Annotated in this window: 20 protein-coding genes; 10 read left to right on the top strand and 10 right to left on the bottom strand. The window is 38.4% G+C overall.

Features of this window, described 5'->3' with window-relative positions; all coding sequences use genetic code 11:
* Window positions 1-60: 60 nt before the first annotated feature.
* The 7 genes from AC2117_RS16060 to AC2117_RS16025 all read right to left on the bottom strand — a co-directional run bounded on the left by AC2117_RS16060 (window position 61) and on the right by AC2117_RS16025 (window position 9,615).
* Window positions 61-1,455 carry an efflux transporter outer membrane subunit gene (locus AC2117_RS16060; protein WP_133976409.1) on the bottom strand — a complete coding sequence of 465 codons (1,395 nt, stop codon included), beginning with the start codon at window positions 1,453-1,455 and terminating at the stop codon, window positions 61-63.
* 22 nt (window positions 1,456-1,477) lie between these two features.
* Window positions 1,478-3,472, bottom strand: coding sequence for a MacB family efflux pump subunit (locus AC2117_RS16055; protein WP_133975418.1), 1,995 nt, complete (start codon window positions 3,470-3,472; stop codon window positions 1,478-1,480).
* Between the two features lie 2 nt (window positions 3,473-3,474).
* Complete coding sequence (locus AC2117_RS16050) at window positions 3,475-4,815, bottom strand: MacA family efflux pump subunit (protein ID WP_133975416.1); 1,341 nt, start codon at window positions 4,813-4,815, stop codon at window positions 3,475-3,477.
* A gap of 107 nt (window positions 4,816-4,922) precedes the next feature.
* On the bottom strand, window positions 4,923-5,912 hold the full coding sequence (gene holA, locus AC2117_RS16045; RefSeq protein WP_133975414.1) for a DNA polymerase III subunit delta: 990 nt from the start codon (window positions 5,910-5,912) through the stop codon (window positions 4,923-4,925).
* An 18-nt stretch (window positions 5,913-5,930) separates the two neighbouring features.
* The gene (gene lptE / locus AC2117_RS16040) at window positions 5,931-6,440 is read right to left on the bottom strand and encodes an LPS assembly lipoprotein LptE (protein ID WP_133975412.1); all 510 of its coding nucleotides are present in this window, start codon (window positions 6,438-6,440) and stop codon (window positions 5,931-5,933) included.
* 27 nt (window positions 6,441-6,467) lie between these two features.
* Window positions 6,468-9,092, bottom strand: coding sequence for a leucine--tRNA ligase (leuS, locus tag AC2117_RS16035; protein ID WP_133975410.1), 2,625 nt, complete (start codon window positions 9,090-9,092; stop codon window positions 6,468-6,470).
* A 187-nt stretch (window positions 9,093-9,279) separates the two neighbouring features.
* Window positions 9,280-9,615 carry a DUF4124 domain-containing protein gene (locus tag AC2117_RS16025; protein WP_133975408.1) on the bottom strand — a complete coding sequence of 112 codons (336 nt, stop codon included), beginning with the start codon at window positions 9,613-9,615 and terminating at the stop codon, window positions 9,280-9,282.
* Between the two features lie 504 nt (window positions 9,616-10,119).
* Here AC2117_RS16025 and AC2117_RS16020 point away from each other — a divergent pair.
* From AC2117_RS16020 to AC2117_RS16005, 4 genes are all read left to right on the top strand, one after another.
* Window positions 10,120-11,844, top strand: a complete 1,725-nt coding sequence (locus tag AC2117_RS16020) for an acetolactate synthase 3 large subunit (RefSeq protein ID WP_133975406.1) — start codon at window positions 10,120-10,122, stop codon at window positions 11,842-11,844.
* On the top strand, window positions 11,844-12,335 hold the full coding sequence (ilvN, locus tag AC2117_RS16015) for an acetolactate synthase small subunit (RefSeq protein ID WP_001215920.1): 492 nt from the start codon (window positions 11,844-11,846) through the stop codon (window positions 12,333-12,335). The genes AC2117_RS16020 and ilvN overlap by 1 nt, the downstream gene beginning before the upstream one ends.
* A 31-nt stretch (window positions 12,336-12,366) precedes the next feature.
* A complete protein-coding gene (ilvC, locus tag AC2117_RS16010) occupies window positions 12,367-13,383 on the top strand; it encodes a ketol-acid reductoisomerase (RefSeq protein WP_004641176.1) in 1,017 nt (338 codons plus the stop codon).
* A 325-nt stretch (window positions 13,384-13,708) separates the two neighbouring features.
* Window positions 13,709-15,763: an EAL domain-containing protein gene (locus tag AC2117_RS16005; RefSeq protein WP_133975404.1), complete on the top strand. Its 2,055-nt coding sequence runs from the start codon at window positions 13,709-13,711 to the stop codon at window positions 15,761-15,763.
* 347 nt (window positions 15,764-16,110) lie between these two features.
* On the opposite strand, the gene AC2117_RS16000 is transcribed toward AC2117_RS16005, so the two are convergent.
* Window positions 16,111-16,980: an IS3 family transposase gene (locus AC2117_RS16000; RefSeq protein WP_227549250.1), complete on the bottom strand. Its 870-nt coding sequence runs from the start codon at window positions 16,978-16,980 to the stop codon at window positions 16,111-16,113.
* A 5-nt stretch (window positions 16,981-16,985) separates the two neighbouring features.
* On the bottom strand, window positions 16,986-17,495 hold the full coding sequence (locus tag AC2117_RS15995; RefSeq protein ID WP_133972402.1) for a helix-turn-helix domain-containing protein: 510 nt from the start codon (window positions 17,493-17,495) through the stop codon (window positions 16,986-16,988).
* Between the two features lie 406 nt (window positions 17,496-17,901).
* Here AC2117_RS15995 and AC2117_RS15990 point away from each other — a divergent pair, with 406 nt between their 5' ends.
* A complete protein-coding gene (locus AC2117_RS15990) occupies window positions 17,902-18,462 on the top strand; it encodes a TetR/AcrR family transcriptional regulator (RefSeq protein ID WP_133975402.1) in 561 nt (186 codons plus the stop codon).
* Between the two features lie 273 nt (window positions 18,463-18,735).
* Here AC2117_RS15990 and AC2117_RS15985 read toward each other — a convergent pair whose 3' ends face one another.
* The gene (locus AC2117_RS15985; protein WP_133975400.1) at window positions 18,736-19,308 is read right to left on the bottom strand and encodes a TetR/AcrR family transcriptional regulator; all 573 of its coding nucleotides are present in this window, start codon (window positions 19,306-19,308) and stop codon (window positions 18,736-18,738) included.
* Window positions 19,309-19,630: 322 nt separating this feature from the next.
* Between AC2117_RS15985 and AC2117_RS15980 the strand changes: the two genes are divergently transcribed.
* From AC2117_RS15980 to AC2117_RS15960, 5 genes are all read left to right on the top strand, one after another.
* On the top strand, window positions 19,631-20,494 hold the full coding sequence (locus AC2117_RS15980) for a hypothetical protein (protein ID WP_133975398.1): 864 nt from the start codon (window positions 19,631-19,633) through the stop codon (window positions 20,492-20,494).
* 232 nt (window positions 20,495-20,726) lie between these two features.
* Entirely contained in the window at window positions 20,727-22,319 is a 1,593-nt protein-coding gene (locus AC2117_RS15975) for a peptide chain release factor 3 (RefSeq protein WP_042894913.1), read from the top strand.
* Window positions 22,320-22,388: 69 nt separating this feature from the next.
* Window positions 22,389-23,231 carry a hypothetical protein gene (locus tag AC2117_RS15970; protein ID WP_133975396.1) on the top strand — a complete coding sequence of 281 codons (843 nt, stop codon included), beginning with the start codon at window positions 22,389-22,391 and terminating at the stop codon, window positions 23,229-23,231.
* Window positions 23,232-23,322: 91 nt separating this feature from the next.
* Window positions 23,323-24,264 carry an RsiV family protein gene (locus tag AC2117_RS15965; protein ID WP_133976408.1) on the top strand — a complete coding sequence of 314 codons (942 nt, stop codon included), beginning with the start codon at window positions 23,323-23,325 and terminating at the stop codon, window positions 24,262-24,264.
* Window positions 24,264-25,076 (top strand): TatD family hydrolase, encoded by an 813-nt coding sequence (locus tag AC2117_RS15960; RefSeq protein ID WP_133975394.1) that lies wholly within the window; start codon window positions 24,264-24,266, stop codon window positions 25,074-25,076. The genes AC2117_RS15965 and AC2117_RS15960 overlap by 1 nt, the downstream gene beginning before the upstream one ends.
* Window positions 25,077-25,170: the final 94 nt, after the last annotated feature.

Genomic DNA, 25,170 nt, shown 5'->3' with positions numbered 1-25,170 from the left:
GTTTATTTATTTAAAAAAAAGCCGTAGTTGAAGGACTACGGCTTTTTTTATGGGCGCAAGTTATTGAGGAAGTTCTTTTACAGGTGAACCACCTAACGCTTGCATGAGAGTGACATAAGCATTGTATTGGCTTTGCTTGGTTTCAACTAGACTTAAGCGAGCAGTACGTGTGGTTTGCTGAGCATCGAGAAGTGTTTTTAATGCGACAGCACCATAACGGTAACGGACTTCTGTTAGGCGTTCAGTTTTTTCTGCAAGTTCAACATTACGCTCTTGTAACGCTACTTGTTTGTCGAGTTCTGTACGACTTGATAAAGCATTTTCGACATCAGCAAAAGCCTGATAAAGCGTTTGGCGATATTGAATAATCGCTTTTTCATAATCCAGATTGCTAATCGCGATGTCTTTCTTCATATCGTTATATTGCAAAAACGGTAAGCTTAAACTTGCACCTAAAGTTAGAGCAGGATTACGTAACAGTTCCGTCAACGATGTACTGCTTGATCCCAAACTACTGGTTAAACTAATCGATGGATAGTAGCTCGCCTTAGTTGCATCTTTAGTCGCGAGCGCCTTTTTCAAACGAAGCTCAGAGGCTTGCAAATCGGGACGGCGCGATAAAATATCAGCAGGTAAACCTGCACCAATTGCGGGTAGTGCATTGCGCGGTAAACGTTTGGGCTCTTGAATGTTTAACTGTTGCAATGGTTCATGTAAGAGCACGGCAATGGCAGTACGTGTTTCAACCAGTTGTTGCTCAATTTGACTTAAGCTCGCTTTTTGGCTTTGTACCGATTGTTCTGCTTGAGTAAGATCTACACCTGAAACCGCACCAGCTTTATACTGAATCTGTACGAGTTGATATAGCTTTTGTGAGGTCGCCAGACTCTGCTGAGCAGTCGCATAACGTTCATTTAAATAACCAAGTTGCCAATACAATTTAGCCGTGGTTGCAATTAAACTTTGTCCAGTGGCTTGTAGGTCTTGTTCAGTCGCTAAAGCCTCCCACTTACTTGCTTCAGTTTGGCGTGCAAGCTTACCAAACAAGTCAACCTCATAGCTTACGCCTGCACTCATTGATAAACCTTTAGCGCTGTCATCTCCTGAGTTCAAATCAAAAGAATGTCCTGTAGAAACACTAGAACTGGTACGTAAACCTTGTTTATTTGCGGTTAGATCAGCTTGTAAGCGTGCTTGCCTTAAGGTAATTCCGGCAACAGCCAAATCGCTATTACGTTCTAATACATTGCTTACGAGCTGATTAAGCTGTGCATCACCAAAAAGTGTCCACCAACGGTCAGAATATTGATCGGCAGACATGGTTTTTGCTTTTGTGGTGTCGTATTGGAAACTACCCGGAACTTGTACCGCAGGTGTTTCATAAGGGGTTTTTACTACAGCGGCACATCCAACAAGAGAGCTTGTGAGGAGAAGTGCTGTGCTAAGTTTAGTCATAGAGAAAGACATGCAATTTTCCTTATTCTCGAGATAGTGCGGCAACAGGGTCAAGCTTCGCGGCATTCTTGGCTGGTAAGAAACCAAAAACGACACCAATCAGTGTTGAACACACAAATGCTGCAATAATAGAAGTGCTTGAGTAAGCTACGCTAAAGTTACCGCCAGCAAATTTATTAATGAGTTGTCCAAGACCAAGTGACAGTAAGACACCAAGCACACCACCAATTAAACAGACTAAAATTGCTTCAATAAGAAATTGCTGCAAAATATCACTTTGACGTGCGCCTACAGCCATACGTACACCAATTTCCTGAGTACGTTCAGTCACAGAAACCAGCATAATATTCATTACCCCAATACCACCAACGACCAGTGAAATTACAGCAATCGCTGAAACCAGAAGTGTCATGGTGCTGGTTGTTTTCTCAATGGTTTGACGGATACTGTCACTGTTCATAGTGAAAATATCTTGTGCACCGTGGCGCTGGGTTAATAAGTTTACAATCGCATTTTCTGCGGCAGTAGTTGAATATTTGTCATTAATACGAACCACGATATTGCGGACATTAGACTGGCCTAGCATACGGCTCATTACGGTTGTATAAGGCATATAGACATTTAAGGTGTCATCTGCACCCATGCCGCTAGTTTGTGGTTCTACAACCCCAATAATACGTGCTGGTACACTACCAAGTAGTACGACTTGGCCAATTGGATTGCTACCATCACCAAAGAATTGTTTTTGAGTGTTGGTATCAATTACAACATCTTGTGAACGATCACGTACACTACGTTGGTCAAAAGTTTGTCCATCTTTAAAGACTAAACCTTTTACATCGAAATAGTCGTTACTCACGCCATTAATGGTGGCGTTTGCTTCATTCTGTTGATAGCGCATAGTCTTGGATGTACTGACCATCGGACTGACTGCACTAACATAAGGTTGAGTCATTAACGCATCAGCATCGGCAGGAACCAAGGTTTTAAAGCTCGCGGTTTTAGAATTATCACCAAACCCTCGGCCCTGAAATACGGTAATCGTATTTGTTCCCAGACTACTAATGTTGCTTAAAATTTGCTGCTGAGAACCTTTACCTAGAGCGACCACTGTAACCACAGAGGCAATACCAATAATGATCCCAAGCATGGTCAGGAATGTACGCATGCGATGGGCATTCATAGACAGTAAAGCCATTTGGAAGGCTTCGGATAACCGATCTAAAGTTGAACGCCATGCAGAAATACTTTTGCCTTTCTTCTGCTTACCTTGCAATGCAGGAGCAGCATCAGGATCAGACTTGATCGGTTCAGCTGCTTGATCTGGAACATTAGGACGGTCACTAATAATTTCTCCGTCACTAATTTCGATAATACGAGTCGCATTTTTTGCAACTTGCATATCGTGTGTTACCAAAATGATGGTGTGACCAGCAGCATTGAGTTCACGCAAAATACGCATAACTTCAACACCACTATGAGAGTCGAGCGCTCCTGTCGGTTCATCCGCAAGGATAACGTCACCACCATTCATGAGGGCACGGGCAATAGAAACACGTTGCTGCTGCCCCCCAGAGAGTTGGCTTGGTCTATTGAGTGTTTTAGTTCCCAAACCTAGCTCGGTGAGTAGTGCCGTTGCACGTTGTTTACGCTCTGAAGGAGTAACGCCTGCATAAACTGCTGGAACCTCAACGTTACCTTCAGCAGATAAGTCACCCAGTAAATGGTAGCGCTGGAAAATAAAACCAAAATATTCACGGCGTAATCGAGCGAGCTGATCTGGCTCTAACTTACCAGTCTCTTGTCCACTAACCTTGTAACTACCACTGGTAGGGCGGTCTAAGCAGCCCAAAATGTTCATGAGCGTTGACTTACCTGAACCGGACTGGCCGACAATGGCAACCAGTTCTCCTTCATAAATGGTAAGGTCAATCCCTTTTAAAATTTGTATTGTGCTTTCGCCAGCAGGGAATTCCCGGACCAGATTGCTGACTTCAAGCAGAGCTTGTTTTGTCATGCTTACATTCCCATTGGGCCACTACGGCGACGGTTATTACTACTATTTGCTGATGCCGCAGAAGTGTCTGCACTATCAGCAATCACAACTTGATCACCTTGTTCTAAGCCCGCAAGAACTTGTGCATTTACACGGTTGTTAATACCAACCAAAATCTGAGTTGGTTTAGTTGTGCCATCGGCTTGTAATATGCGTACAACACTTAATGTTAATTTACCTTGTTCAATTAACTGTTTTTGCTCAGCAGTCAAATTAAGGCGCTCTAGACGAGCTCCATTTCCTTGAGATTTCTTGGCTGCTTCTGGTGAAGAACTAGATTTATCAGATGATTGACCTGATTTTCTTTGACCTGAAAATTGTTTAGAGCTAAGTGCTGATGAAGGAACGAGCAGGGCATTTTTAGCTGAATTTAATACGATATAAACTTGTGCAGTCATATCAATACGCAATTTACCATCCGTGTTTGGCACATCGAATAGGGCATTATAGTAAACGGCTGAACTGGTCGTTGAACTTGTAGTACTGTTTGATTCACTAGAAATTGAATCAGGAGCAGGTTCAATTTGACGTAAGGTTGCGTAACGCTTAGTGTCTTCACCTAAGGTCGTGAAATAAACCTGTTGGCCTTTCTCAACTTTCATAATGTCAGCTTCACTGACCTGCGCCTTAATCGTCATATTTTGTAGTTTTGCAATTTTGACAATTGTTGGTGCACTTTGGTTGGCGTTTACGGTTTGGCCTTCTTCCGTCACAATCGCAACAACTGTACCATCAGTTGGAGCAAGAATACGCGTATAACCAATATTGGTTTGTGCCGTAGATCTAGTTACTTTTGCAGACTCGATTTGTGCATCTAGTGCTTTGATTTGTGCTTGAGCTGTTTTATAGCTTGCTTCAGCCGATTCTAAATCTGCACGCGGTGTTGCATCTTGCGCATACATTTGTTGCTGACGACGAAATTCAAGTTGTTTTTCATTCAAAGATGCAACCTGTTGAAGGCGTTGTGCTTCTAAATTTTTAATATTTGCATCAGAAGTTTTTAAACTATTTTCTTGGGTAGTTGAATCAATTTGCGCAATAAGTTGACCTTGTTTAACCTGATCACCTAGTTGCACATACATTTTTTTGACCTGACCAGATACCTGTGCACCGACACTAATCAGTTTGGTTGCATCAAGTGTACCCGTTGCAAGTACATTATTTTCAATATCCCCGCGCGTTACCTCAGCAGTAATATATTGTGGTTGCTGCTGTTTTGGTTTGAAAAACTTCCAAGCTAATATAGCAATAATGACTATACAGACGATGATAATAACAAGTTTAATTGGCTTTATTTTTGGCATGGTGAGAGGTCGAAAAGTTTAAAATTTAATTTAGTATAAAAGCGAAATGAGGATAAAACGTGAATTTTTATAATATTTCAGGAATGAAGGAAAATGATTCAGCCGAATTATTGTATAAAGAGTGTTTTTCCACATAACTCAGCAATCGCTTGCTGCATTAAATGTTCTGCATTTTCATTCGACATTCCTTTAATTGCTGCATCAATTTGCAATAGAAGGGTAGACCAACCTAGAAACTGTTGGGGATTTAATCTTCGTAAGGCTTGTTGATATAAACCAACTTTTGTTTTCCATATACCGAGCTGTAAGGCATTATGAGGCTGTTCAAACAATTGCATCAATAAGCGCATTTCTTTACTTAAAGTCCATAAAATCAGACTGTCTGGTTCGCCCGCCGCAATTAAATATTGAAAAATCTTAATAGATTGGCCGAGGTTGCCTTCTAATAACGCATCACTTAAATCATAAGTGGTATAACGAGATTGATCTTGCAGGCAAGCATACAATTGCTCAATTTGAATAAGTTTCTGGTCTGGGAAAGTATCTCTTACACGCATTAAGCTATTTTTAGCAGCTAATAAGTTGTGCTCATGATGTTGCATTAACCATTGCCAAGCATCATTGTCGAGCTGGATCTCAAGCTTTTCGGCTTCTACGTTTAAAATACGTTGACGGTCTTGCGGATAATTTGCTGTTAGGGCAACAACAACGCCGTTTGCTTCCACAACTTGAAAAAAAGCAGATTTTAAGCTGCTACTATCTTGTTTGGGTAAAACAATTAACAGCAGGTTATGTTCGTTATTTTGGATATAACTTTTGAGTTGTTTTAAACCATTTGCATCAGGTTTGATGTTGCCATGTACTTCAATGGCAAGCTGCTGAGAAAATAAAGATAAACTATTAAGTGCATTAAAGACATTCTTCCAGTCACTCACGCTACTAATATCATAGCGCTGTCTTTCAACCTCTTGTTGCTGCCAGCTTTTTCGAAAAGTATCTAGTAAATTTTGTTCTAATAAGGGCTCTTGCCCATGCAAAATCCACGCACCCCGAGCTTCCGAAGTGCGTTTTAAAGCTTGTAAATAGTCAATTTTCATTAGTAGCAGAAATACAGATTAAGGCTGAGCTTTTGGTAAACGATTTGCTGAAATCTGACGAGTAATTTGTTGTGCAATATCATCAATCACAATACGTTGTAAGTAAGTTTCTTGCTGATTTTCAGTGTTAACTGTTGCCAAATCATATTGGTAACTACGAGATGCAGTTAATGAGCGTGGTTCAGTAATTTTATTACCCTGACGATCTTCAATCTGGAAGGTTACCGTTAAGCGTAATAACACTTCTGTCAGTTTCCCATTTAAAAGCTGACGACGTGGCGTGTACTCTAAAACACGAAGTACATAGGCATCATTATCATTGCTGAATTGAACACCATTGGCAGCCAAATATACTTTTAACTGCGTTTCCAAATCATCAGTTTTAGCTGGTAACTCAAGGCTTAATTTTTTATATACAAGCGGAGTCGCAGTCGGGTTGGTTCCTTTTAAATGAAATCCACACCCGACTAAGCCTGCACTAAGGCCTAAGGTTAAAACAACAGCGGCTAAACGTTTGGCTAAGTGCATGCTTGATCCTCTCATTAATAACTTTAATTAAACCACGAGGTTAACTAATTTATTTGGAACCACAATTTCTTTTTTTGTTGGTCCGGTTAAGAATTGTTGAACTTCTGGTAGAGCTTTAGCTTGAGCTAATAGATCTTCCTTAGAAATATCAACAGAAACTTCAAGTTTACCGCGAAGTTTACCGTTAACCTGTACAACAATCGTTTGTGTATTTCGTGTCAACGCAGAAGCATCGACTTCAGGGAACGTTGCTGCCGTAACATCTGTACCAAATTGAGCTAATAAAGTTTGGCTTAAATGTGGTGCAAACGGTTCGAGCAAAGTTAAAAGTGTAGTGATCGCTTCTCGTTCTACAGCAATGTCATTGTCATCTTTTGCTTCAAACTTGTTGCTCGCATTTAACAATTCCATCAATGCGGCAATGGCAGTATTGAATGCATGACGACGTTCAATATCATCACTTACCTTTTGAATGGTTTCGTGTGTTTTACGACGTAAATCTTGAGCGTCTTTAGACAAATTAGCTGCATCGATCGTAGAAACTGAGTTGCCTTTTTCAAGGAAGCCTGCTACAAGGCGCCATACACGTTTCAAGAAACGGTTTGCACCTTCAACACCAGCATCAGACCACTCTAAAGATTGATCTGGTGGAGCAGCGAACATCATGAATACACGAGCAGTATCTGCACCGTATTGGTCAATAATCGCTTGTGGGTCAATACCATTGTTTTTCGACTTAGACATTTTTTCTTGTCCGCCGATGATAACTTCTTGACCATCACCTGAATATTTTGCAGAAAGAATACGACCTTTTTCATCGCGTTCTAGCTCAATATCAGCTGGGTTAAACCAAGTTTTCTTACCATTTTCTGCTTCACGATAGAACGTATCTGCAAGCACCATGCCTTGAGTTAACAAGTTGGTAAATGGTTCATTACCTTGTACAACGCCTTCATCACGCATTAATTTGTGGAAGAACCGTGCATAAAGTAAGTGAAGAATTGCGTGCTCAACACCACCAATGTATTGGTTCACAGGAAGCCAGTTTTGAGCAGCTTCAGGTTTAACCATACCACCAGTAAAGTCTGGAGAAGCATAACGTGCATAGTACCAAGATGACTCTACGAAAGTATCTAAAGTATCTGTTTCACGACGTGCATCGCCGCCACAACAAGGACATTTAGTTTCATAGAATTCAGGCATTTTATTAAGCGGATTGCCTGAGCCATCTGGAACAACGTCTGTTGGTAATACAACAGGCAGTTGATCTTCAGGAACTGTAACTTGACCACAAGTATTACAGTTAATCATTGGAATTGGACAACCCCAGTAACGTTGGCGAGAAACACCCCAGTCACGTAAACGGAATTGAACTTTAGAGTTTGCTAAATCTTGTGGTTCTAATTTCGCAAGGAATGCATCGAAAGCAGCTTGGAACTCTAAGCCGTCAAACTCGCCAGAGTTAACAAGTTTACCTTCTTTAGAACCGTACCATTCTTGCCATTGGGTTGCAGAGTAGTCTGCATCGTCAGCGCCTTTAGCATCAATCACTTGTTTGATTGGCAAATTGAATTTGTTTGCAAATTCAAAGTCACGTTCGTCATGTGCAGGCACAGCCATTACTGCGCCAGAGCCATAAGACATTAATACGTAGTTTGCGATCCAGACAGGAAGCTCTTGACCAGTTACAGGATGTTTTACAAACAAGCCTGTTGCCATGCCTTTTTTCTCGGCTGTTGCCAAGTCCGCTTCTGCAACTGAACCCATGCGGCATTCTTCAATGAATGCAGCCAATTCAGGATTATTTTCAGCAGCTTTAAGCGCAAGAGGGTGTTCTGCTGCAACGGCAACATATGTCACACCCATTAAAGTGTCAGCACGAGTTGTATAAACAGTTAAACCGTCAGCATAGATTTCAGTATTGGCAGATGGGAAAGTAATTTCCATGCCAGTAGAGCGACCAATCCAGTTACGTTGCATGGTCAACACTTGTTGAGGCCAGCCGTCTTGTAAAGTGTCAAGATCGTCTAATAATTCTTGTGCATAATCCGTAATACGGAAGTAGTACATTGGAATATCGCGTTTTTCAACCAATGCACCTGAGCGCCAGCCACGACCATTTTCAACTTGTTCGTTTGCCAAAACTGTTTGGTCAACCGGATCCCAGTTTACTGTTGAAAGTTTACGGTAGATCAGGCCTTTTTTATAAAGCTGAACAAATAACCATTGTTCCCAGTGATAGTACTCTGGTGTACAAGTTGCGAACTCACGGTCCCAGTCTACAGATAGACCCAATTTTTTTAATTGGTCACGCATGTAGGCAATGTTTTCAAATGTCCATTTTGCCGGAGCAACTTTATGGGCAATTGCTGCATTTTCAGCAGGTAAACCGAATGCATCCCAACCCATCGGTTGTAGCACAGTTTCACCTTTTAAACGGTAAAAACGGCTAATCACATCGCCGATTGTATAGTTACGCACATGCCCCATATGCAGCTTGCCGCTTGGGTAGGGAAACATTGACAGGATGTAGCGATGTTTACCTTCGACAGTGTCGGCAACTTTAAAGACTTTACGATTTTCCCAATCTTGTTGAACTGATGGTTCAATCGTGTTTGCTTGATATTCGGGGTCAATGTGAGAAATAGTCATAGACGTAAGCTATACAACGAAAATTGAAATGAAAGATTGCTGCACAGCATAGCGCAAAATAAAGGGAAATGTCAGTTTTTAGATCAGGATTTTATCTTTTAATATGAGCAATAAACATTTCTCAATCTATTCTTCTTTATTTTAAATAATAGAAGAGTAGTGAAAATATTCACCACTCTCATTTTGGTTATCGTGCTGCTGCGGGTGGGGCTGGCGGAACTGGTACAGCGGGTACACTTTTTTCCTGTTCTACGTTAGCTGCCTCTTGCACTAGTTTATCGGTTTTAACTTGAGGTTGTTGTTCTGAGGTGGGGGCCGATTTTTTTAGGGATGGTTGGCTGCCGTAAGTTGAAACTTTATTCAAATGTTTTGCACTCTTCGGTGGTGGCGTTGTGGTGTAATGAGTGGAGCCATTTTTATCCATCCATTTATAATATTGCTGTGCCTGAATTTGGCTTGAGCAAACTAAAATCGCTGTTGTTACTGCTATATATAAGCTTGTTTTTAAATAAGATAAATTCATATCAGATCTTCCCCAAAGAATACTGGCTATATTTAAATAAAGTTCATAAATAAGCAATTTATAATGTATGGTTTTATATAAAAAAGAATAATTATTTTTAATAAATAGAGGTTGAACTACCAAATTTACGATTTGATTTTAGATTAAAAAAGCAACAGCTAAAAATTTTTATGGAAAAACTTTTTCTTTAATCTTGACTTTAGTGAATTAAACAACAAAAATGCTTCCTTTAGTTTTATATGCGATTATTTGATCACCCTTCGAATAACCGTCATGTTTTGTAATAGACATTCTCTCTAGCCGAGAGATTGATTTTACTTAAAGTATGTATATCCAGACATGCTTTATTAATGTTAAAAAAGCTTATACGGCTGAAAAACAGAAATTTTTCTATTGCAACGAAAACTAGACAATATGTGTGCTATAACAGTGCAGACAATTCAATGAATGAAACACTATTTGTGCCTTCCATAAATAGTGATAAAGATTTTAGGGTGAATCACGTTGGAACTTTTATCTGGTGGTGAAATGCTCGTTCGTGCTCTTGCGGACGAAGGCGTTGAACATGTTTTTGGTTATCCAGGCGGCGCTGTATTACATATTTATGATGCGCTATTTCAACAAGACAAAATTAATCATTACCTCGTACGTCATGAACAAGCTGCTGGTCATATGGCAGATGCTTACTCGCGTGCGACAGGTAAGACTGGCGTAGTACTGGTCACTTCTGGACCTGGCGCAACTAATACTGTGACTCCAATTGCAACAGCTTATATGGACTCAATCCCAATGGTGATTTTGTCTGGCCAGGTTGCATCACATCTTATTGGTGAAGACGCTTTCCAGGAAACTGATATGGTGGGTATTTCACGTCCTATCGTGAAACACAGCTTCCAAGTTCGTCACGCAAGTGAAATTCCTGCAATTATCAAAAAAGCATTTTATATTGCATCAAGTGGCCGCCCTGGCCCAGTTGTAGTCGATATTCCAAAAGATGCGACAAATCCTGCAGAAAAATTTGCGTACGAATATCCTGAAAAAGTGAAGATGCGTTCTTATCAGCCTCCTTCACGTGGTCATTCTGGTCAAATTCGTAAAGCGATTGATGAACTTTTAAGTGCAAAACGCCCTGTAATTTATACTGGTGGCGGTGTTGTTCAAGGTAATGCATCAGTATTATTGACTGAGCTAGCTCATTTGTTGGGTTACCCAGTGACAAATACACTTATGGGTCTTGGTGGCTTCCCTGGCAATGATCCACAGTTCATGGGCATGCTTGGGATGCACGGTACCTATGAAGCAAACATGGCGATGCACAATGCTGACGTCATTCTTGCGATTGGTGCACGTTTTGATGACCGAGTAACCAATAACCCTGCAAAATTCTGTGTGAATGCTAAAGTTATTCATATTGATATTGATCCGGCGAGCATTTCAAAAACGATCATGGCGCACATCCCGATTGTAGGAGCGGTTGAGCCTGTACTTCAGGAAATGTTGACGCAATTGAAACAATTGAATGTGTCTAAGCCCAACCCTGAAGCAATTTCTGCATGGTGGGATCAAATTAATGAATGGCGTAAAGTTCATGGTTTGAAGTATGAAACACTCACTGACGGCACGATGAAGCCACAGCAAGTTGTTGAAGCTTTATATAAAGCGACCAATGGTGATGCCATTATTACTTCGGATGTGGGTCAACACCAAATGTTTGGCGCGTTGTATTACAAGTACAAACGTCCACGTCAATGGATTAACTCAGGCGGATTAGGCACCATGGGCGTAGGTTTACCTTATGCAATGGCAGCTAAGTTAGCTTTCCCTGATCAACAGGTCGTTTGTATTACTGGTGAAGCTTCAATTCAGATGTGTATTCAAGAGCTTTCAACTTGTAAGCAATACGGTATGAATGTGAAGATCTTGTGCTTGAATAACCGTGCTTTAGGTATGGTTAAACAGTGGCAAGATATGAACTATGAAGGCCGTCACTCAAGCTCATATGTTGAATCATTACCTGATTTTGGCAAGTTAATGGAAGCTTATGGTCATGTTGGTATCCAAATTGATCATGCTGATGAACTAGAGTCGAAGCTTGCTGAAGCAATGGCAATTAATGATAAATGTGTATTCATTAATGTCATGGTTGATCGTACAGAACATGTTTATCCAATGCTGATCGCAGGTCAGTCCATGAAGGATATGTGGTTAGGTAAAGGGGAGCGTACATAATGAGACATATTATTTCTGTACTCGTTGAAAACGAAGCTGGTGCGCTTTCTCGTTTGGTGGGTTTATTCAGTCAACGTAACTACAACATTGAAACGTTGAATGTAGCTCCAACCGAAGACCCGACGTTATCACGTCTGACATTAACTACTTATGGCGATGACCATAAGATTGAACAAATTACAAAGCAGCTCAACAAGCTTGTTGAAGTTGTAAAAGTAGTAGATTTATCAGAAGGTTCACACATTGAGCGTGAACTGATGTTGATTAAAGTAAAAGCGTTAGGTGCTTCACGTGCTGAAATTAAGCGAACAGCGGATATTTTCCGTGCGCAAATTGTAGACGTGACACCAACTACCTATACCATTCAAATAGCAGGGACAACTGAAAAATTAGATGGTTTTATCGATGCACTTGCAGAAAACACTATTCTAGAAGTCGTTCGTTCAGGTGTATCTGGTATCGCCCGTGGCGAAAAAGTATTAGCCATTTAATTTTTTAAAAGTATTTTAGCGGAGAACACAAATGCAAATTTTTTACGATAAAGACTGTGACTTATCAATCATCCAAGGCAAGAAAGTAGCGATTGTTGGTTACGGCTCTCAAGGTCATGCTCACGCACTTAACCTTAAAGACTCAGGCGTAGACGTAACTGTAGGTTTACGCGCAGATTCAGCTTCTTGGAAGAAAGCTGAAAATGCTGGTCTTAAAGTTGCAGAAGTTCCTGCTGCTGTTAAGCAAGCTGACCTCGTAATGATTTTGACTCCAGATGAATTCCAATCACAACTTTACCGTGACGTGATTGAGCCAAACATCAAAGAAGGCGCAACTTTAGCATTTGCTCATGGTTTCTCAATTCTTTATAACCAAGTTGTTCCACGTAAAGACTTAGACGTAATCATGGTTGCTCCGAAAGCACCTGGTCACACAGTTCGTTCAGAATACCAACGTGGTTCAGGTGTTCCTGACCTAATTGCAATTCACCAAGATGCTTCTGGTAATGCACGTAACGTTGCTCTTTCTTATGCTTCTGGCGTAGGTGGCGGCCGTACTGGTATTATCGAAACTTCATTCCGTGAAGAAACTGAAACTGACTTATTCGGTGAGCAAGCAGTTCTTTGTGGTGGTGCGGTTGAACTCGTGAAAATGGGCTTCGAAACTTTAGTTGAAGCTGGTTATGCACCAGAAATGGCTTACTTCGAATGTTTACACGAACTTAAATTGATCGTTGACTTAATGTTCGAAGGCGGTATCGCTGACATGAACTACTCAGTATCTAACAATGCTGAATATGGCGAATATGTAACTGGTACTGAAGTAATTAACGAACAGTCTCGTGAAGCAATGCGTAATGCATTGAAACGTATTCAATCTGGCGAATATGCGAAGATGTTCATTCAAGAGGGTGCATTAAACTACCCATCTATGACTGCTCGTCGTCGTCAAAATGCTGCACATGGTATTGAAGTAACTGGTAATAAATTACGTTCAATGATGCCATGGATTCAAGCGAACAAAATCGTAGACAAAGAAAAGAACTAATTCTCTTTTTCTAAAGCTTTAAAAGAACCCTGCGCTAAGCAGGGTTCTTTTTTATACTGTTTTGTTTGAATATGAAAAGAGCCATGTAAATAACTCAATTGGATTAAAGAAATTCTATATTTTTCATATAATTGGCTGCTTAATTTTTGGTTACTCTATTGATTTATAAAGTAAAAAATACTTGACCAAAAGATAGATAATGTTATTGTTTATAACTGACTTAAAAAGTCAAATTTAATAGAATGTATTGAACATGTTTAGTTGTATTTTGGGCAATGAGTTGAACAAAATAAAAAAAAGTATTGAATAATCATGGAAGTCCAATATGGGTCATGTTGATTACGATAGCACATTGATCGTCGGCTCTTTTATTGCAGCCGGCATTATTTGCTATATTGTGATTTCCATGGAGCAATTATTATTCAATAAAGCCCTTAAAAAATTTGAATCTCTAATTTTACTTATCAATAGCTTATTGCTCGCATCAGCAATTAGTATCGTTCATATTGTTGGAATACAAGCCTACCATTTGCTTGGAACAATCAATTCTAATATCCCTTTAATTGCCGTTTCTTTTGCCGTAAGTGCTTTGTTATCTTACATTGCAATGTGGTTAACTTCTCGTTTTACTCTACCTTTATTCCGACTTATTTTAAGTTCGGTTGTAATGGGAATCGGAATTTCAGCTTCATATTACATTAGTATGTTGGGCTGGAATATTGATATCTATAAAAAAGACTATACCGCTTTCTTGCTATTATTTTCTGTACTCATTGCTATGAGTGGGGCAGGATTGGCTTTTTTATTGTCCTATAAATTAAAAGATACAGAGCATCATCGATTAAATCTAAAAATAGCATTCGCGATCATGATGACCTTAAGCATTATGGGAATGCACTATACTGCTCTGATTGCGACCAACATTACTGATAAATTTATTAGCCAATATCAGGCTGAGCATGACTTATTATTATTTACAATTATTTTAGTCACGTGTCTGGTACTGGTCGCAAGTTTTATTGTGGCGATGTTGGAGCAGCGGCTTACTCAACAAAACTTAGAGTTACGTAAGGCAAATAAAGAATTAGCTAATCTTTCTATACAAGATAACTTAACTAAACTGCCAAACCGTCTTTACTTAGTTGATTATGCTGAAGTACTGCTCTCAGATCATCGATATAAAGACCAAAAAATTGCTTTTTTATATATTGATTTAGACCGATTTAAATCGGTCAACGATGCGTTTGGGCACCACGTGGGTGACCAACTACTCATTCAAATGGCGAACCGTTTACATTGGCAACTCAATGAAAAATGTAAACTGCTTAGAATTGGTGGCGATGAGTTTTTGCTTATTGCAGAAAATACCAATGCAGAAGAAGCAGTTGTTTTGGCCGAGAAAATTTTACAATTGATTCAGGAAAGTTATCAAATTTCTGGTAAGGAAATTAATATTTCTGCAAGTTTGGGCGTCGCACTTTTTCCTGAGCATGGACAGAATGTTCAGGACTTACTTATGAATGCTGATGCGGCCATGTTGATGTCTAAAGAACAAGGTCGTAATACATATACCATCTTTAGTTATTCAACCCATCAACAAGAAACGAGAAGTCAGTCAAAACTGATCAATGATCTTTATAAAGCCGTCGAAGAAAAACAGTTCATCTTATATTACCAACCAAAATTTAATACCAATCTTGAAGTTTGTGGAGTTGAAGCATTAATCCGTTGGAATCACCCAGCCTTAGGCATACTTACACCGCATATGTTCATTGAAGGTGCGGAAAAAACGGGTTTGATCATTCCAATGGGATATTGGGCGCTTGAGCAAGCTTGCCTGCAAATTCAGGAGTGGGAGCGCAGTAACACGCCATTTTATCCAGTCGCTGTGAACTTGTCGGCACTACAGTTTGAAAATAAAAAGCTATTCAGTACGCTCGAAGCACTATTAAAAAAATATCAAATTCAACCTTATCATTTAATTGTTGAAATTACTGAATCAACTGCAATGCGACATATTGACTTGAGTATTCGAGCGTGTGAACGGCTGCGGGACATGGGAATTCGTGTTGCGATTGATGATTTTGGAACAGGGCATTCGAGCTTCTTATATTTAAAAGATTTGCCCGTAGATGAATTGAAAATTGACCGTGGTTTTATTGTTGATTTAAAACCGGGTTCGAAAGAAGAAGTTATTCTCGAAAGTATTATTCATCTAGCTAAAAAGTTAGGTTTAACCGTAACGGCAGAAGGGGTCGAAACTCAGCAGCAGGTTGAGATTTTAACCCGTTTAGGCTGTCAGCAATTCCAAGGTTATTTATTGGGAATGCCTGTTCAAGTTGATCAACTCATTGAGTCCCAAGGCGCTCATTTTGCTTAGTCTTAATGGATAGATTAAGTTACTCCAATTTTTAAACGACTGATGACCGATTTCTTAATAAATTTTCAATTAAAACTATTTGATTGTATATAATATTTAAAATAATAATTTATTTAATCTAATGAAAAATAATAAGAAATTTAAGATCTTGTCATAAATTCGACATTGACACCTGTAAACTCTCAGATTATCCTTTGCAAGCTGGCCTACATTGCCAGTCGGTTTTAGCAGACCGTGATGAAAGATCGCATCAGAGTTATTCCGTCTGAGGGATAGTCTTATGCGTAAACTCCTCGTCTCCTCCCGTAGCGGTAGGATGATCTGACCCCATAAAGTTGGACAGTTAATTAAGCAGTTTTTAAAAACTGATTTCTATATTGTACAGGGGATAAACCTTGTAGCTTCACCTTGATTCTCTCATGATTATAATAATGAATGTACTCTTTTACAGTTTTCTCTAATTCATCAATTGATTGAAATTTTTCACCATGAAAGCATTCCGATTTTAATATTCCAAAGAAGCTTTCTATTACAGCATTATCCAAACAATTTCCCTTACGAGACATACTCTGAATTAAACCATGTTGCTTTAATTGCTGCTGGTAATGGGCCATTTGATATTGCCATCCTTGATCGGAATGGAGAATTGGTTTTTCATGTCGCTTAAGTTTAGCCAAAGCATGAATGAGCATCTCTTTTACTAACTCATAATTGAGTTTGCGTTGGATTCGGAACGTAATAATTTCCCCATTAAATAAATCTATAATTGGGGATAGGTAAAGTTTTTCACCATTCACATTAAATTCCGTTACATCAGTTGCCCATTTCTGATTTGGCCGATTTGCTTTAAATTGCCGTTGTAAAATGTTATCAGCCACCATCCCGACACAACCACTTTTATATGAGCGATATTTTAGTGCTCTGATCCTTGATTTGAGTCCCATAGTTTTCATGAGGCGATATACGCATTTATGGTTAATCATTATTCCTGCACTTTTCAAAGCAAGAGTAATTCTACGATAGCCGTAACATCCTTTGTGCTTGTGATATATCGACTTAATATTTTGTTTTAGCTCAGTATATTTATCATTGGAGCGTAGAGCTTTCATGTGGTAGAAATAAGTACTACGGGCTATCTTCGCGATACCGAGTAATAGTTTCAATGGATAGATATGCCTTAATTCTGAAACAACCTGAACACTGTCTGCGGTAGAAATTGAACTTAAGTACGCTGCTTCAGTTTTAAGGCTTTTAGCTTTTTTAAGAAAGCGACCTCTGCGCGCAAAGCTGTAACCTCATCAATGAGTTCTTGTTGAGACTTGTCTTTATCATCTCTGATTGGCTTAACTACTTTGATTTTATCTTGCCTAGTCATATTGGTATAAGTCCGTTTAGTATTAAAACCAGCAATCCCTTCTTTATGATACTGAGCTAACCATCTTCTTAAAATTGACGTCCCGCTCAGATTTAATCGTCTTCTTACTTCTCTTACGGGTATCTTATCAAGAAGCATTTGTATCGCATTGATTTTAAATTCTGGAGAATAATAAGTCTTTTTAATTTTAACATTAAGCCCATCAGTACCATGTGCTTTATAGTTTTCAATCCATAACCGGATGGTTTGGAGATCTACATTAAACTCTTTGGAAAGAATTTTATAGCCTTTACTCCCATCTAAATAAGCCTGAATTACTTTTAGTTTTAACTCTTTTGAATGCTTTGGAACTGGCATAGGACACACCTTATAAGTTTAAAGAGTCTAACTTATGGGGTGCAGTTCAGGACGGGAGAGGGACACCCTCGGGTGTGCTGGTTAAATCTTTCACCAGTCTGCTAACCCTCTTTCGTTCTGCCACCATAATTCTTGATTAATGCTTTGGCAGAACTCCCAATATAAAGGAGTTGGCTATGCATTCTATTTTTACCCCTCCAGACTAGTCTTTAGCGCGGTTTGATAACCTTTGGGTTTTCAGATATTAGCTCGTCACGACGAAAAAATCATATCAACAATAAAACTTGAGATGCGCTGAGGCAGTCTTTCGAGGGCCTTTGCATGCCTTTTTTTGCTTAAAACAAGAGCCTAGGCAGTTTTATCTCATTGAGACACAACAAGAACTTATTTTTATAACGGTAAAACTATGCAACATTTAGATCTCTCATTTCGTGCTTTAAGCGTGCTTCATTCTGCAAGATATCTCTTTAATAATTATGGTTTTCACAAAGTTGGGGTAGACCGAATTATTGAAGCAGCAAAACTCCCCAAAGCTACCTTTTATAATTACTTTCACTCAAAAGAAAGACTCATTGAAATGAGCCTAACCTTTCAAAAAGATGGCTTAAAACAAGAGGTGCTTTCAATCATTTATATCCAGAAAGACTTAACCGTAATTGAAAAACTCCGCAAAATTTACTTCTTACATGCAGATTTAGAAGGCCTTTACCATTTGCCATTTAAAGCCATTTTTGAAATTGAAAAGCTTTACCCCAAGGCTTATCAAGTTGTGGTTGAGTACAGAAACTGGCTCATTAGCGAAATTTATAGGCTACTTTTAACAAAGAACTCAGAGGCCCCAAAAGAAGATGCGTACATGTTTTTATTTGTGATAGATGGGGCTATGGTTCAGCTTTTAGGTGAAAACAGTGTGGATGATAGAGATGTGTTATTGGAGTATTTCTTAAAGAATATCGCGGTAGATTAATAATATATTAACGTGCATGGTTATACGCAGTAAATGTGTAGTTATTCTTAATAAATTTCTTATTTAAACTGTTTAAATTTATATAAATTATAATATTAAAATATAAGGAATGAGAGTAGCTCCTGTGTTTAAAATAGCAAGGTCCTTGCTTTTGTAGGGTTGTAACAATAAGTTAGACATATTTAATCAGTAGAGCTGTAATTCATGCTCTACTCGTTTTTTTATGATATTTTAATTCTTCTACAAAAGATCTAAAAGTATTAAATTGATATATTAAGCGGCGGAACACGCTTGAGTTTCCTCAAAGTTAATAAGCTTTTCTATATAAGACCATGTTTGTTCGGAATTAATTTTTGATTTATTTATTGTGCCATCAATAATGATGCCATCAACAATATTAAGAAAAAGACTGGTAAGTGTATGGGCATCTTTAATTTCTAATTCTAGAAATGTTGAGAAAACCAATTGATAAATCCATTCTCGATATTCATTAACCTGATCTTTAATAGATGGGTACAATTGTAGAACTTCAATGGTGGCTTTTTTAAATAAACAACCATTGAAATCATCTGTATTAATCCAGTCGATATACCAAGTGAAAATACTTTTAATTCTAATTAACGGATTGTTAATATTATTAATTTTTTCTAATATTGAAGATTGGATTTCTAAATTTCTTTCATGAAGACACTCTTCAATTAAGTTTTCTTTAGAAGAAAAGTACTTATAAAAAGTCATTTTTGCAACATTGGACTCAGCAATAATCTTATCAACACCAACAGACGTATAGCTTTTCTGGTTAAAAAGGGATGTTGCTGTTGTTATAATATTTTCTCTTTTTGTCATCGGGTTCACCGTCGCGAATATTTTTGATTAACTTTGCTATTGTAAGTGTTAAAGCTTAAATAAAACTTATTTTATAATATTTAAAAAACTATATTTATTCAATAGTTTGGTTAGTCTTAAAAATAATAATTTATATATTTGGTTGGCAATAATTTACTTTTTTAAATATTATTAATTAATCCATTGATTTGTTGAGTTAATAGACATAATATCAGGTTGTTAAGGATGGGTATATGGATTTTATTTTAGCAACTGAATGCAAATTGAAATAAAGGGAATCCCTAACTTAACTATAAGAAAAAACTTGTTAATGAGAATGATTATGTCAAAAAAATTTGAAGATTTTAATAATCCACGAGAAAAAGCATTGCAGGGGATGAGAAATAGTATTCCTGCAAAACAATGGGATGAAAATTTAAAGTTTCTCAAGCAGTTAAGAAATCAAATTGCAGAATTACCAGTTTGTAAACATCCTGCAATTGAAATATTAAATCATGGATATCTAGATAAGAGTACTTTAACTCATATTCATTTAGAATATCGTCATGCAATTGTACAGATTTTTACTGATGCTTTATTACAAGCGCAGTTCCAAACAAAACAACTGGAACCAAAACTCCATTCTGGAGCTAAAATGTTTCCACGGGTATTATTAAGTTTAAATGTACTTGATGAATTCGGTTTTAGACCGGGATTGGGTAAAGATGATTACTATTTGGGGAATCCTGAATATGCTCATTATCCATTGTATGAAGATTTACTTAATGATTATGGTTTGACAGAGGCTGATCGCCGTAACTATAAACCATCAAAAGCCGCAGATCAGGTTCGTTCATTTTTAGAATCTTCTTATGATAGTTATATCAATGTAGTTGCATTGTTAGCAGTTGCCGAAGAGGAAGTTATTCTTTTTAGTCCGCCATTACGTGAAGCGACTAAATTTGTAAATATCGATGTTGAAGGTGGTGGATATTACCATGTGCATGGTGTATCTACTGATGAAACGTCTGAAGCCGCTGATGATGACCATCAGGATGATCTTTGGTTTACGTTAGCGCAAGCAATTACAAAAGATGATTATGAAGGCTTAACTAAGCTATGTATTGATTATTGTGCTTTATGGAAGGAGTTCTGGGATGTACAAATTGCCGATGTCCACTTTATTGAAGAAAAGAAACTAGCTTAAGATATTCTGCTAAGTCCTAAGTAAGCCCATTCACAATCGAATGGGCTTTTTTGATTATAAAATCTCTAATGAACAAAGTTGTATTCTCAAAAAATGTTCAAAAATCTTATGAGTGACTGATGGCATATCAACAATCATTAAACAGTTCTATAAATCTGCTACAATTACGCCAATTTTTATTTTGATCGACTTTAGATCTTTGGCACTGCAATCTCCGCAGTAGGTGTATTTCATGAGTTTTAAAGATGAGTTAGCGGCACAGGTTGCTCAACGCCGCACATTTGCCATCATTTCCCACCCCGATGCCGGTAAAACCACCATGACAGAAAAATTACTGTTGTGGGGTAAAGCAATTCAGGTTGCAGGGATGGTAAAAAGCCGTAAATCTGATCGCGCAGCTACATCTGACTGGATGGAAATGGAAAAAGAGCGTGGAATTTCCATTACCACGTCTGTGATGCAGTTTCCTTATAAAGGTCATACCATTAACTTACTCGATACACCGGGGCATGAAGATTTCTCGGAAGATACTTATCGTACCCTCACCGCAGTTGACTCTGCGTTAATGGTGATTGATGGTGCAAAAGGTGTCGAAGAACGTACCATCAAATTGATGGAAGTGTGTCGTATGCGTGACACGCCTATCATTTCATTTGTAAACAAGATGGACCGTGAAATTCGTGAGCCACTTGAGTTACTTGATGAAATTGAAAATGTCCTCAATATTCGCTGTGTACCGATTACATGGCCATTAGGAATGGGGCGTGATTTTGCTGGTGTATACAACATTATTGAAAATAAATTGTATATCTACAAAGCAGGCTTTGGCTCAACCATTACAGATATTGAAGTACGTGATGGGTATGATTATGCTGATATTCGTGAAAAAGTAGGCGATTTGGCTTGGGCATCTTTTGAAGAGTCGCTTGAGCTCGTACAAATGGCGAATGAGCCATTAGACCGCGACTTATTTTTACAAGGTAAACAAACTCCAGTTCTATTTGGTACGGCATTAGGCAACTTTGGTGTTGACCATGTACTAGATGCTTTCATGGGCTGGGCACCTGAACCTAAAGCGCACCCTACACAAGAGCGTGTGGTTGACGCGAAAGAAGAAGGTTTTTCTGGTTTTGTATTTAAAATTCAAGCCAACATGGACCCGAAACACCGTGACCGTATTGCCTTCATGCGTATTTGCTCTGGTAAATATGAAAAAGGTTTAAAGATGAACCATGTGCGTCTTGGTAAAGATGTCCGCATTAGTGATGCTTTGACATTCCTTGCTGGTGAGCGTGAACATTTAGAAGAAGCGTGGCCAGGCGATATTATTGGTTTACATAACCATGGTACGATTCAAATTGGTGATACTTTCACAAGTGGTGAAAATTTGCACTTCACGGGCATTCCTCACTTTGCGCCAGAGATGTTCCGTCGTGTACGTTTAAGAGATCCATTAAAATCAAAACAGTTGCAAAAAGGTTTGAAAGAGTTGTCTGAAGAAGGGGCGACTCAGGTATTTATGCCACAAATTAGCAATGACTTGATTGTTGGGGCGGTAGGTGTGCTCCAGTTTGACGTGGTTGCTTATCGTTTGAAAGAAGAATATAAGGTTGACTGTGTTTATGAGCCTGTAAGCGTTAACACCGTTCGCTGGATTCACTGTGATGACGAAAAAATTCTGAATGAATTTAAGAAGAAAGCACATGACCAACTTTCTATCGATGGTGGTGGACATTTAACGTATCTTGCTCCAAGCCGAGTGAACTTGCAGATTATGCAAGAGCGTTGGCCTGATATTCAGTTCCGTAACACACGTGAACACTGATCATTTTAATGTGACAAACAGCTTCGAATAGAAGCTGTTTTGTTTTGAAAAATAAAAAAGGATGATGAAATGAATTTGAGTAAAAAGGCAATTATTGCGCTTGTGGTTGCAGTCATAATATTAATTTCTGCTATTTCTATTTTTGTCTGGAAAAGCTCTCAGTCATCATCATCTTCTCAAACGAAACTAGCGGGCGCCCAAACTCAAAATATTGAAAAAGCTGAAGTACTGCCATTTCTCAACTTGCAACAAGTAAAAGCCGATTACGCTGTGCCATTTTGTGAGAGGAAAAATTGTATTGATGTTGATATTCAAACGATAAAGACTCAAGACGCATGGTTAAATGAATGGATCTCCAAAAGTCAGGCTAAAGTGATTCAAGATCAAATTGATTTGAAAAAAGACTTAAGTTTGCAGCAAGCCATTAATGCTTATGTAAAAAAGTCTGATGAATGGCAAGATAAATATTCAAAGAATCGGGCTTATGAATTGCATCTTCATACACGTATTGCTTCACAGCGTAATCAATATGTTTTATTGCAATTGGGGCTGGATACCAAGCAAGAAGAGCTCACGATTAAAGATCGTTATTACTTTTTTGTTGCTGACCGAAAATTGCATAAAAGTTTAAGTTTGTTAGATGTTTTAAAAAAAGATCAGCAAACAGCTATGCATCAAATGGTGCAGGTAGCCTATCAAGACTGGTTAAAAAAGCAGACTGTTGAGATAAAAAAAGAAGCACCAAAAACTTTATATTGGGGGCAAGCGGATTGGTTCTTTGACGGTGAGGGCATTGGACTCCATTATCAGGCCAACCAAATTACTAAAGAGGCACCACAGCTCGATATTTATTTATCTACAGAACAAACAAAAAAAATATTACAACCCAAGGTTTATGAACAAATGTTTTAAGATGGTAGCAGAATTTGCAACCTCTATTTATATGCGCTAATTTCTTAGAAAAGGCACTGCGTAATCTCCTTAAAATAAAAGGCAAAATATGATGTTATCTTCTAAAGCTTCACTGCGATTAACTTTGCTTGCTTCGGCTATATTTTTGGTGGCATGCCAACCTAAAGCCGATCCTAAGGATTCTCAAGAACAGCAGAAACCAGCAGTCGAAGAACAAAAGCCAGTAGAGCTGACTTTGAAGGGTGAAACAATTCCGAGTAAGGTTGCTTTACCTGATTGTGATGGTAAGACTTGTCCTGAATTTACAGTTGAGCGTTTACAGAGTAATTTCCCATTTATTGATAAAATTGTAGATCAGCAAATCTTAAAGACTCTAGATCAAATTTTAGAGATTGCTGAACCTGATGCTAAAGAGAAGCAAGCTGATCAAAAAATAGAAGCTTCGGCGGCCGCAGGTGCAGAGCAAAAAAATAGCTTTGATGCCCAAGTTCAACGTTATGCAAACTCATTTATTGGTCTGGACAATGAATTAAAAGCTTTAAGTAGTAGTCATCAAATTAATCTTTTAGTTAAACCTAAGATTTTGCAGGCTCAAGGTAAAGTTGTCACTGTTGTACTTAATAGCAGTAGCTATTTAGGTGGTGCTCATGGTTCTGCTGCACAGCATTATTATAATTTTGATTTAAAAGAACAAAAGCAGATCAAGCTTGAAGACTTGTTACGTCCACAGCAAAAGGCAGCGTTAGAGAAGTTGGCGCATGAAGCCTTTAAGACTTGGGTAACAGACTCTAAACTGGCTGATAATGTCGGGGATTATGAACAAGCTTGGCCATTTAAATTATCTGATAATTTCTTACTGGGTGAGCAAGGTTTAATCCTTCAATATGGTGAATATGAAATTGGACCATATGTAGTGGGATTACCTCGATTAGTCATTCCGTATGATCAATTACAGGAAGTTTTGAAAAAAGAATATTTACCGCAGTCTAAAGTGCAACCAGCTTCAGCACCTGTTGCAAAAAGTGGAAGCTAATGCGTCTGTTTGATACGCATACGCATTTTGATGTTGCCGATTTTGATGAAGATCGGCAACAGTTAGCGCTTAACGCCAAAAAATTTGGAGTGGATGCACTGGTTTTAATTGGTTTTGTGCAGTCACGTTTTGATGAATTGCTAAAAACGCATTATCAGTTAAAGAGCTGGGAAAATGTACCGACTTCATATTTAGCTCCAGGTTTACACCCATTTTATATTGAGCAACATCAGCCAGACCATCTTTCTCACCTTGAACAAATTTTGCAGCAACAAGACTGTGTAGCTGTGGGTGAAATCGGTTTAGATACTTTTTTAAAAGAGCATAAGCATCCAGATATCTATGCGAAGCAAAAAGAATATTTCGCCCAGCAGCTTGAACTGGCAACTCAATATCGGAAGCCAGTATTACTTCATATTCGAAAAGCACATGGCGATGTACTCGCAATATTAAAAGCTCAAAAATTTAAACTGGGTGGAATTGCGCATGCTTTTAGTGGTGGAATAGAAGAAGCAAAGGGGCTCATTAAGCTCGGATTTAAAATTGGTGTGACAGGGCAAATTACCAACCCGAATGCGAAAAAGCTTCATACGGTTGTGCAGGCTATAGGTGTAGAGCACTTGGTGATTGAAACGGATTGTCCCGATATGACCCCACTTTGTTGTCAAACATCAACAGAACAACGTACCCGTAATACTCCAGTTAATTTGCCTTATGTTTTGCAAAGTTTGGCAGAAAACTTAAACATATCAGAGCCAGATTTGGCCGTACAGCTTTGGGAAAACTCGCTCTTGGCGCTGAAATTATCGTAATAAAAATCAAAGATTAGAAATATTAACTAAAACAAAACACAGCGATTAAAAAAGAAGCTTAAAGTAAGAAAACAACATGTAAAAACGTGAAAAA

Origin of the sequence: Acinetobacter calcoaceticus (assembly GCF_900520355.1) — a bacterium.
In the GTDB taxonomy this organism is placed as follows: domain Bacteria; phylum Pseudomonadota; class Gammaproteobacteria; order Pseudomonadales; family Moraxellaceae; genus Acinetobacter; species Acinetobacter calcoaceticus_C.
The sequence above is the reverse complement of the archived record's forward strand: the minus strand, read 5'-3'. Positions and strand labels throughout refer to the sequence as shown.

Excerpts from the sequence above, each read along its gene's own strand:
- AC2117_RS16060 (WP_133976409.1), bottom strand. The coding sequence starts at position 1,455 with ATGACTAAACTTAGCACAGCACTTCTCCTCACAAGCTCTCTTGTTGGA.
- AC2117_RS16055 (WP_133975418.1), bottom strand. The coding sequence starts at position 3,472 with ATGACAAAACAAGCTCTGCTTGAAGTCAGCAATCTGGTCCGGGAATTC.
- AC2117_RS16050 (WP_133975416.1), bottom strand. The coding sequence starts at position 4,815 with ATGCCAAAAATAAAGCCAATTAAACTTGTTATTATCATCGTCTGTATA.
- holA (WP_133975414.1), bottom strand. The coding sequence starts at position 5,912 with ATGAAAATTGACTATTTACAAGCTTTAAAACGCACTTCGGAAGCTCGG.
- lptE (WP_133975412.1), bottom strand. The coding sequence starts at position 6,440 with ATGCACTTAGCCAAACGTTTAGCCGCTGTTGTTTTAACCTTAGGCCTT.
- leuS (WP_133975410.1), bottom strand. The coding sequence starts at position 9,092 with ATGACTATTTCTCACATTGACCCCGAATATCAAGCAAACACGATTGAA.
- AC2117_RS16025 (WP_133975408.1), bottom strand. The coding sequence starts at position 9,615 with ATGAATTTATCTTATTTAAAAACAAGCTTATATATAGCAGTAACAACA.
- ilvN (WP_001215920.1), top strand. The coding sequence starts at position 11,844 with ATGAGACATATTATTTCTGTACTCGTTGAAAACGAAGCTGGTGCGCTT.
- ilvC (WP_004641176.1), top strand. The coding sequence starts at position 12,367 with ATGCAAATTTTTTACGATAAAGACTGTGACTTATCAATCATCCAAGGC.
- AC2117_RS16005 (WP_133975404.1), top strand. The coding sequence starts at position 13,709 with ATGGGTCATGTTGATTACGATAGCACATTGATCGTCGGCTCTTTTATT.
- AC2117_RS15995 (WP_133972402.1), bottom strand. The coding sequence starts at position 17,495 with ATGCCAGTTCCAAAGCATTCAAAAGAGTTAAAACTAAAAGTAATTCAG.
- AC2117_RS15990 (WP_133975402.1), top strand. The coding sequence starts at position 17,902 with ATGCAACATTTAGATCTCTCATTTCGTGCTTTAAGCGTGCTTCATTCT.
- AC2117_RS15985 (WP_133975400.1), bottom strand. The coding sequence starts at position 19,308 with ATGACAAAAAGAGAAAATATTATAACAACAGCAACATCCCTTTTTAAC.
- AC2117_RS15980 (WP_133975398.1), top strand. The coding sequence starts at position 19,631 with ATGTCAAAAAAATTTGAAGATTTTAATAATCCACGAGAAAAAGCATTG.
- AC2117_RS15975 (WP_042894913.1), top strand. The coding sequence starts at position 20,727 with ATGAGTTTTAAAGATGAGTTAGCGGCACAGGTTGCTCAACGCCGCACA.
- AC2117_RS15970 (WP_133975396.1), top strand. The coding sequence starts at position 22,389 with ATGAATTTGAGTAAAAAGGCAATTATTGCGCTTGTGGTTGCAGTCATA.
- AC2117_RS15965 (WP_133976408.1), top strand. The coding sequence starts at position 23,323 with ATGTTATCTTCTAAAGCTTCACTGCGATTAACTTTGCTTGCTTCGGCT.
- AC2117_RS15960 (WP_133975394.1), top strand. The coding sequence starts at position 24,264 with ATGCGTCTGTTTGATACGCATACGCATTTTGATGTTGCCGATTTTGAT.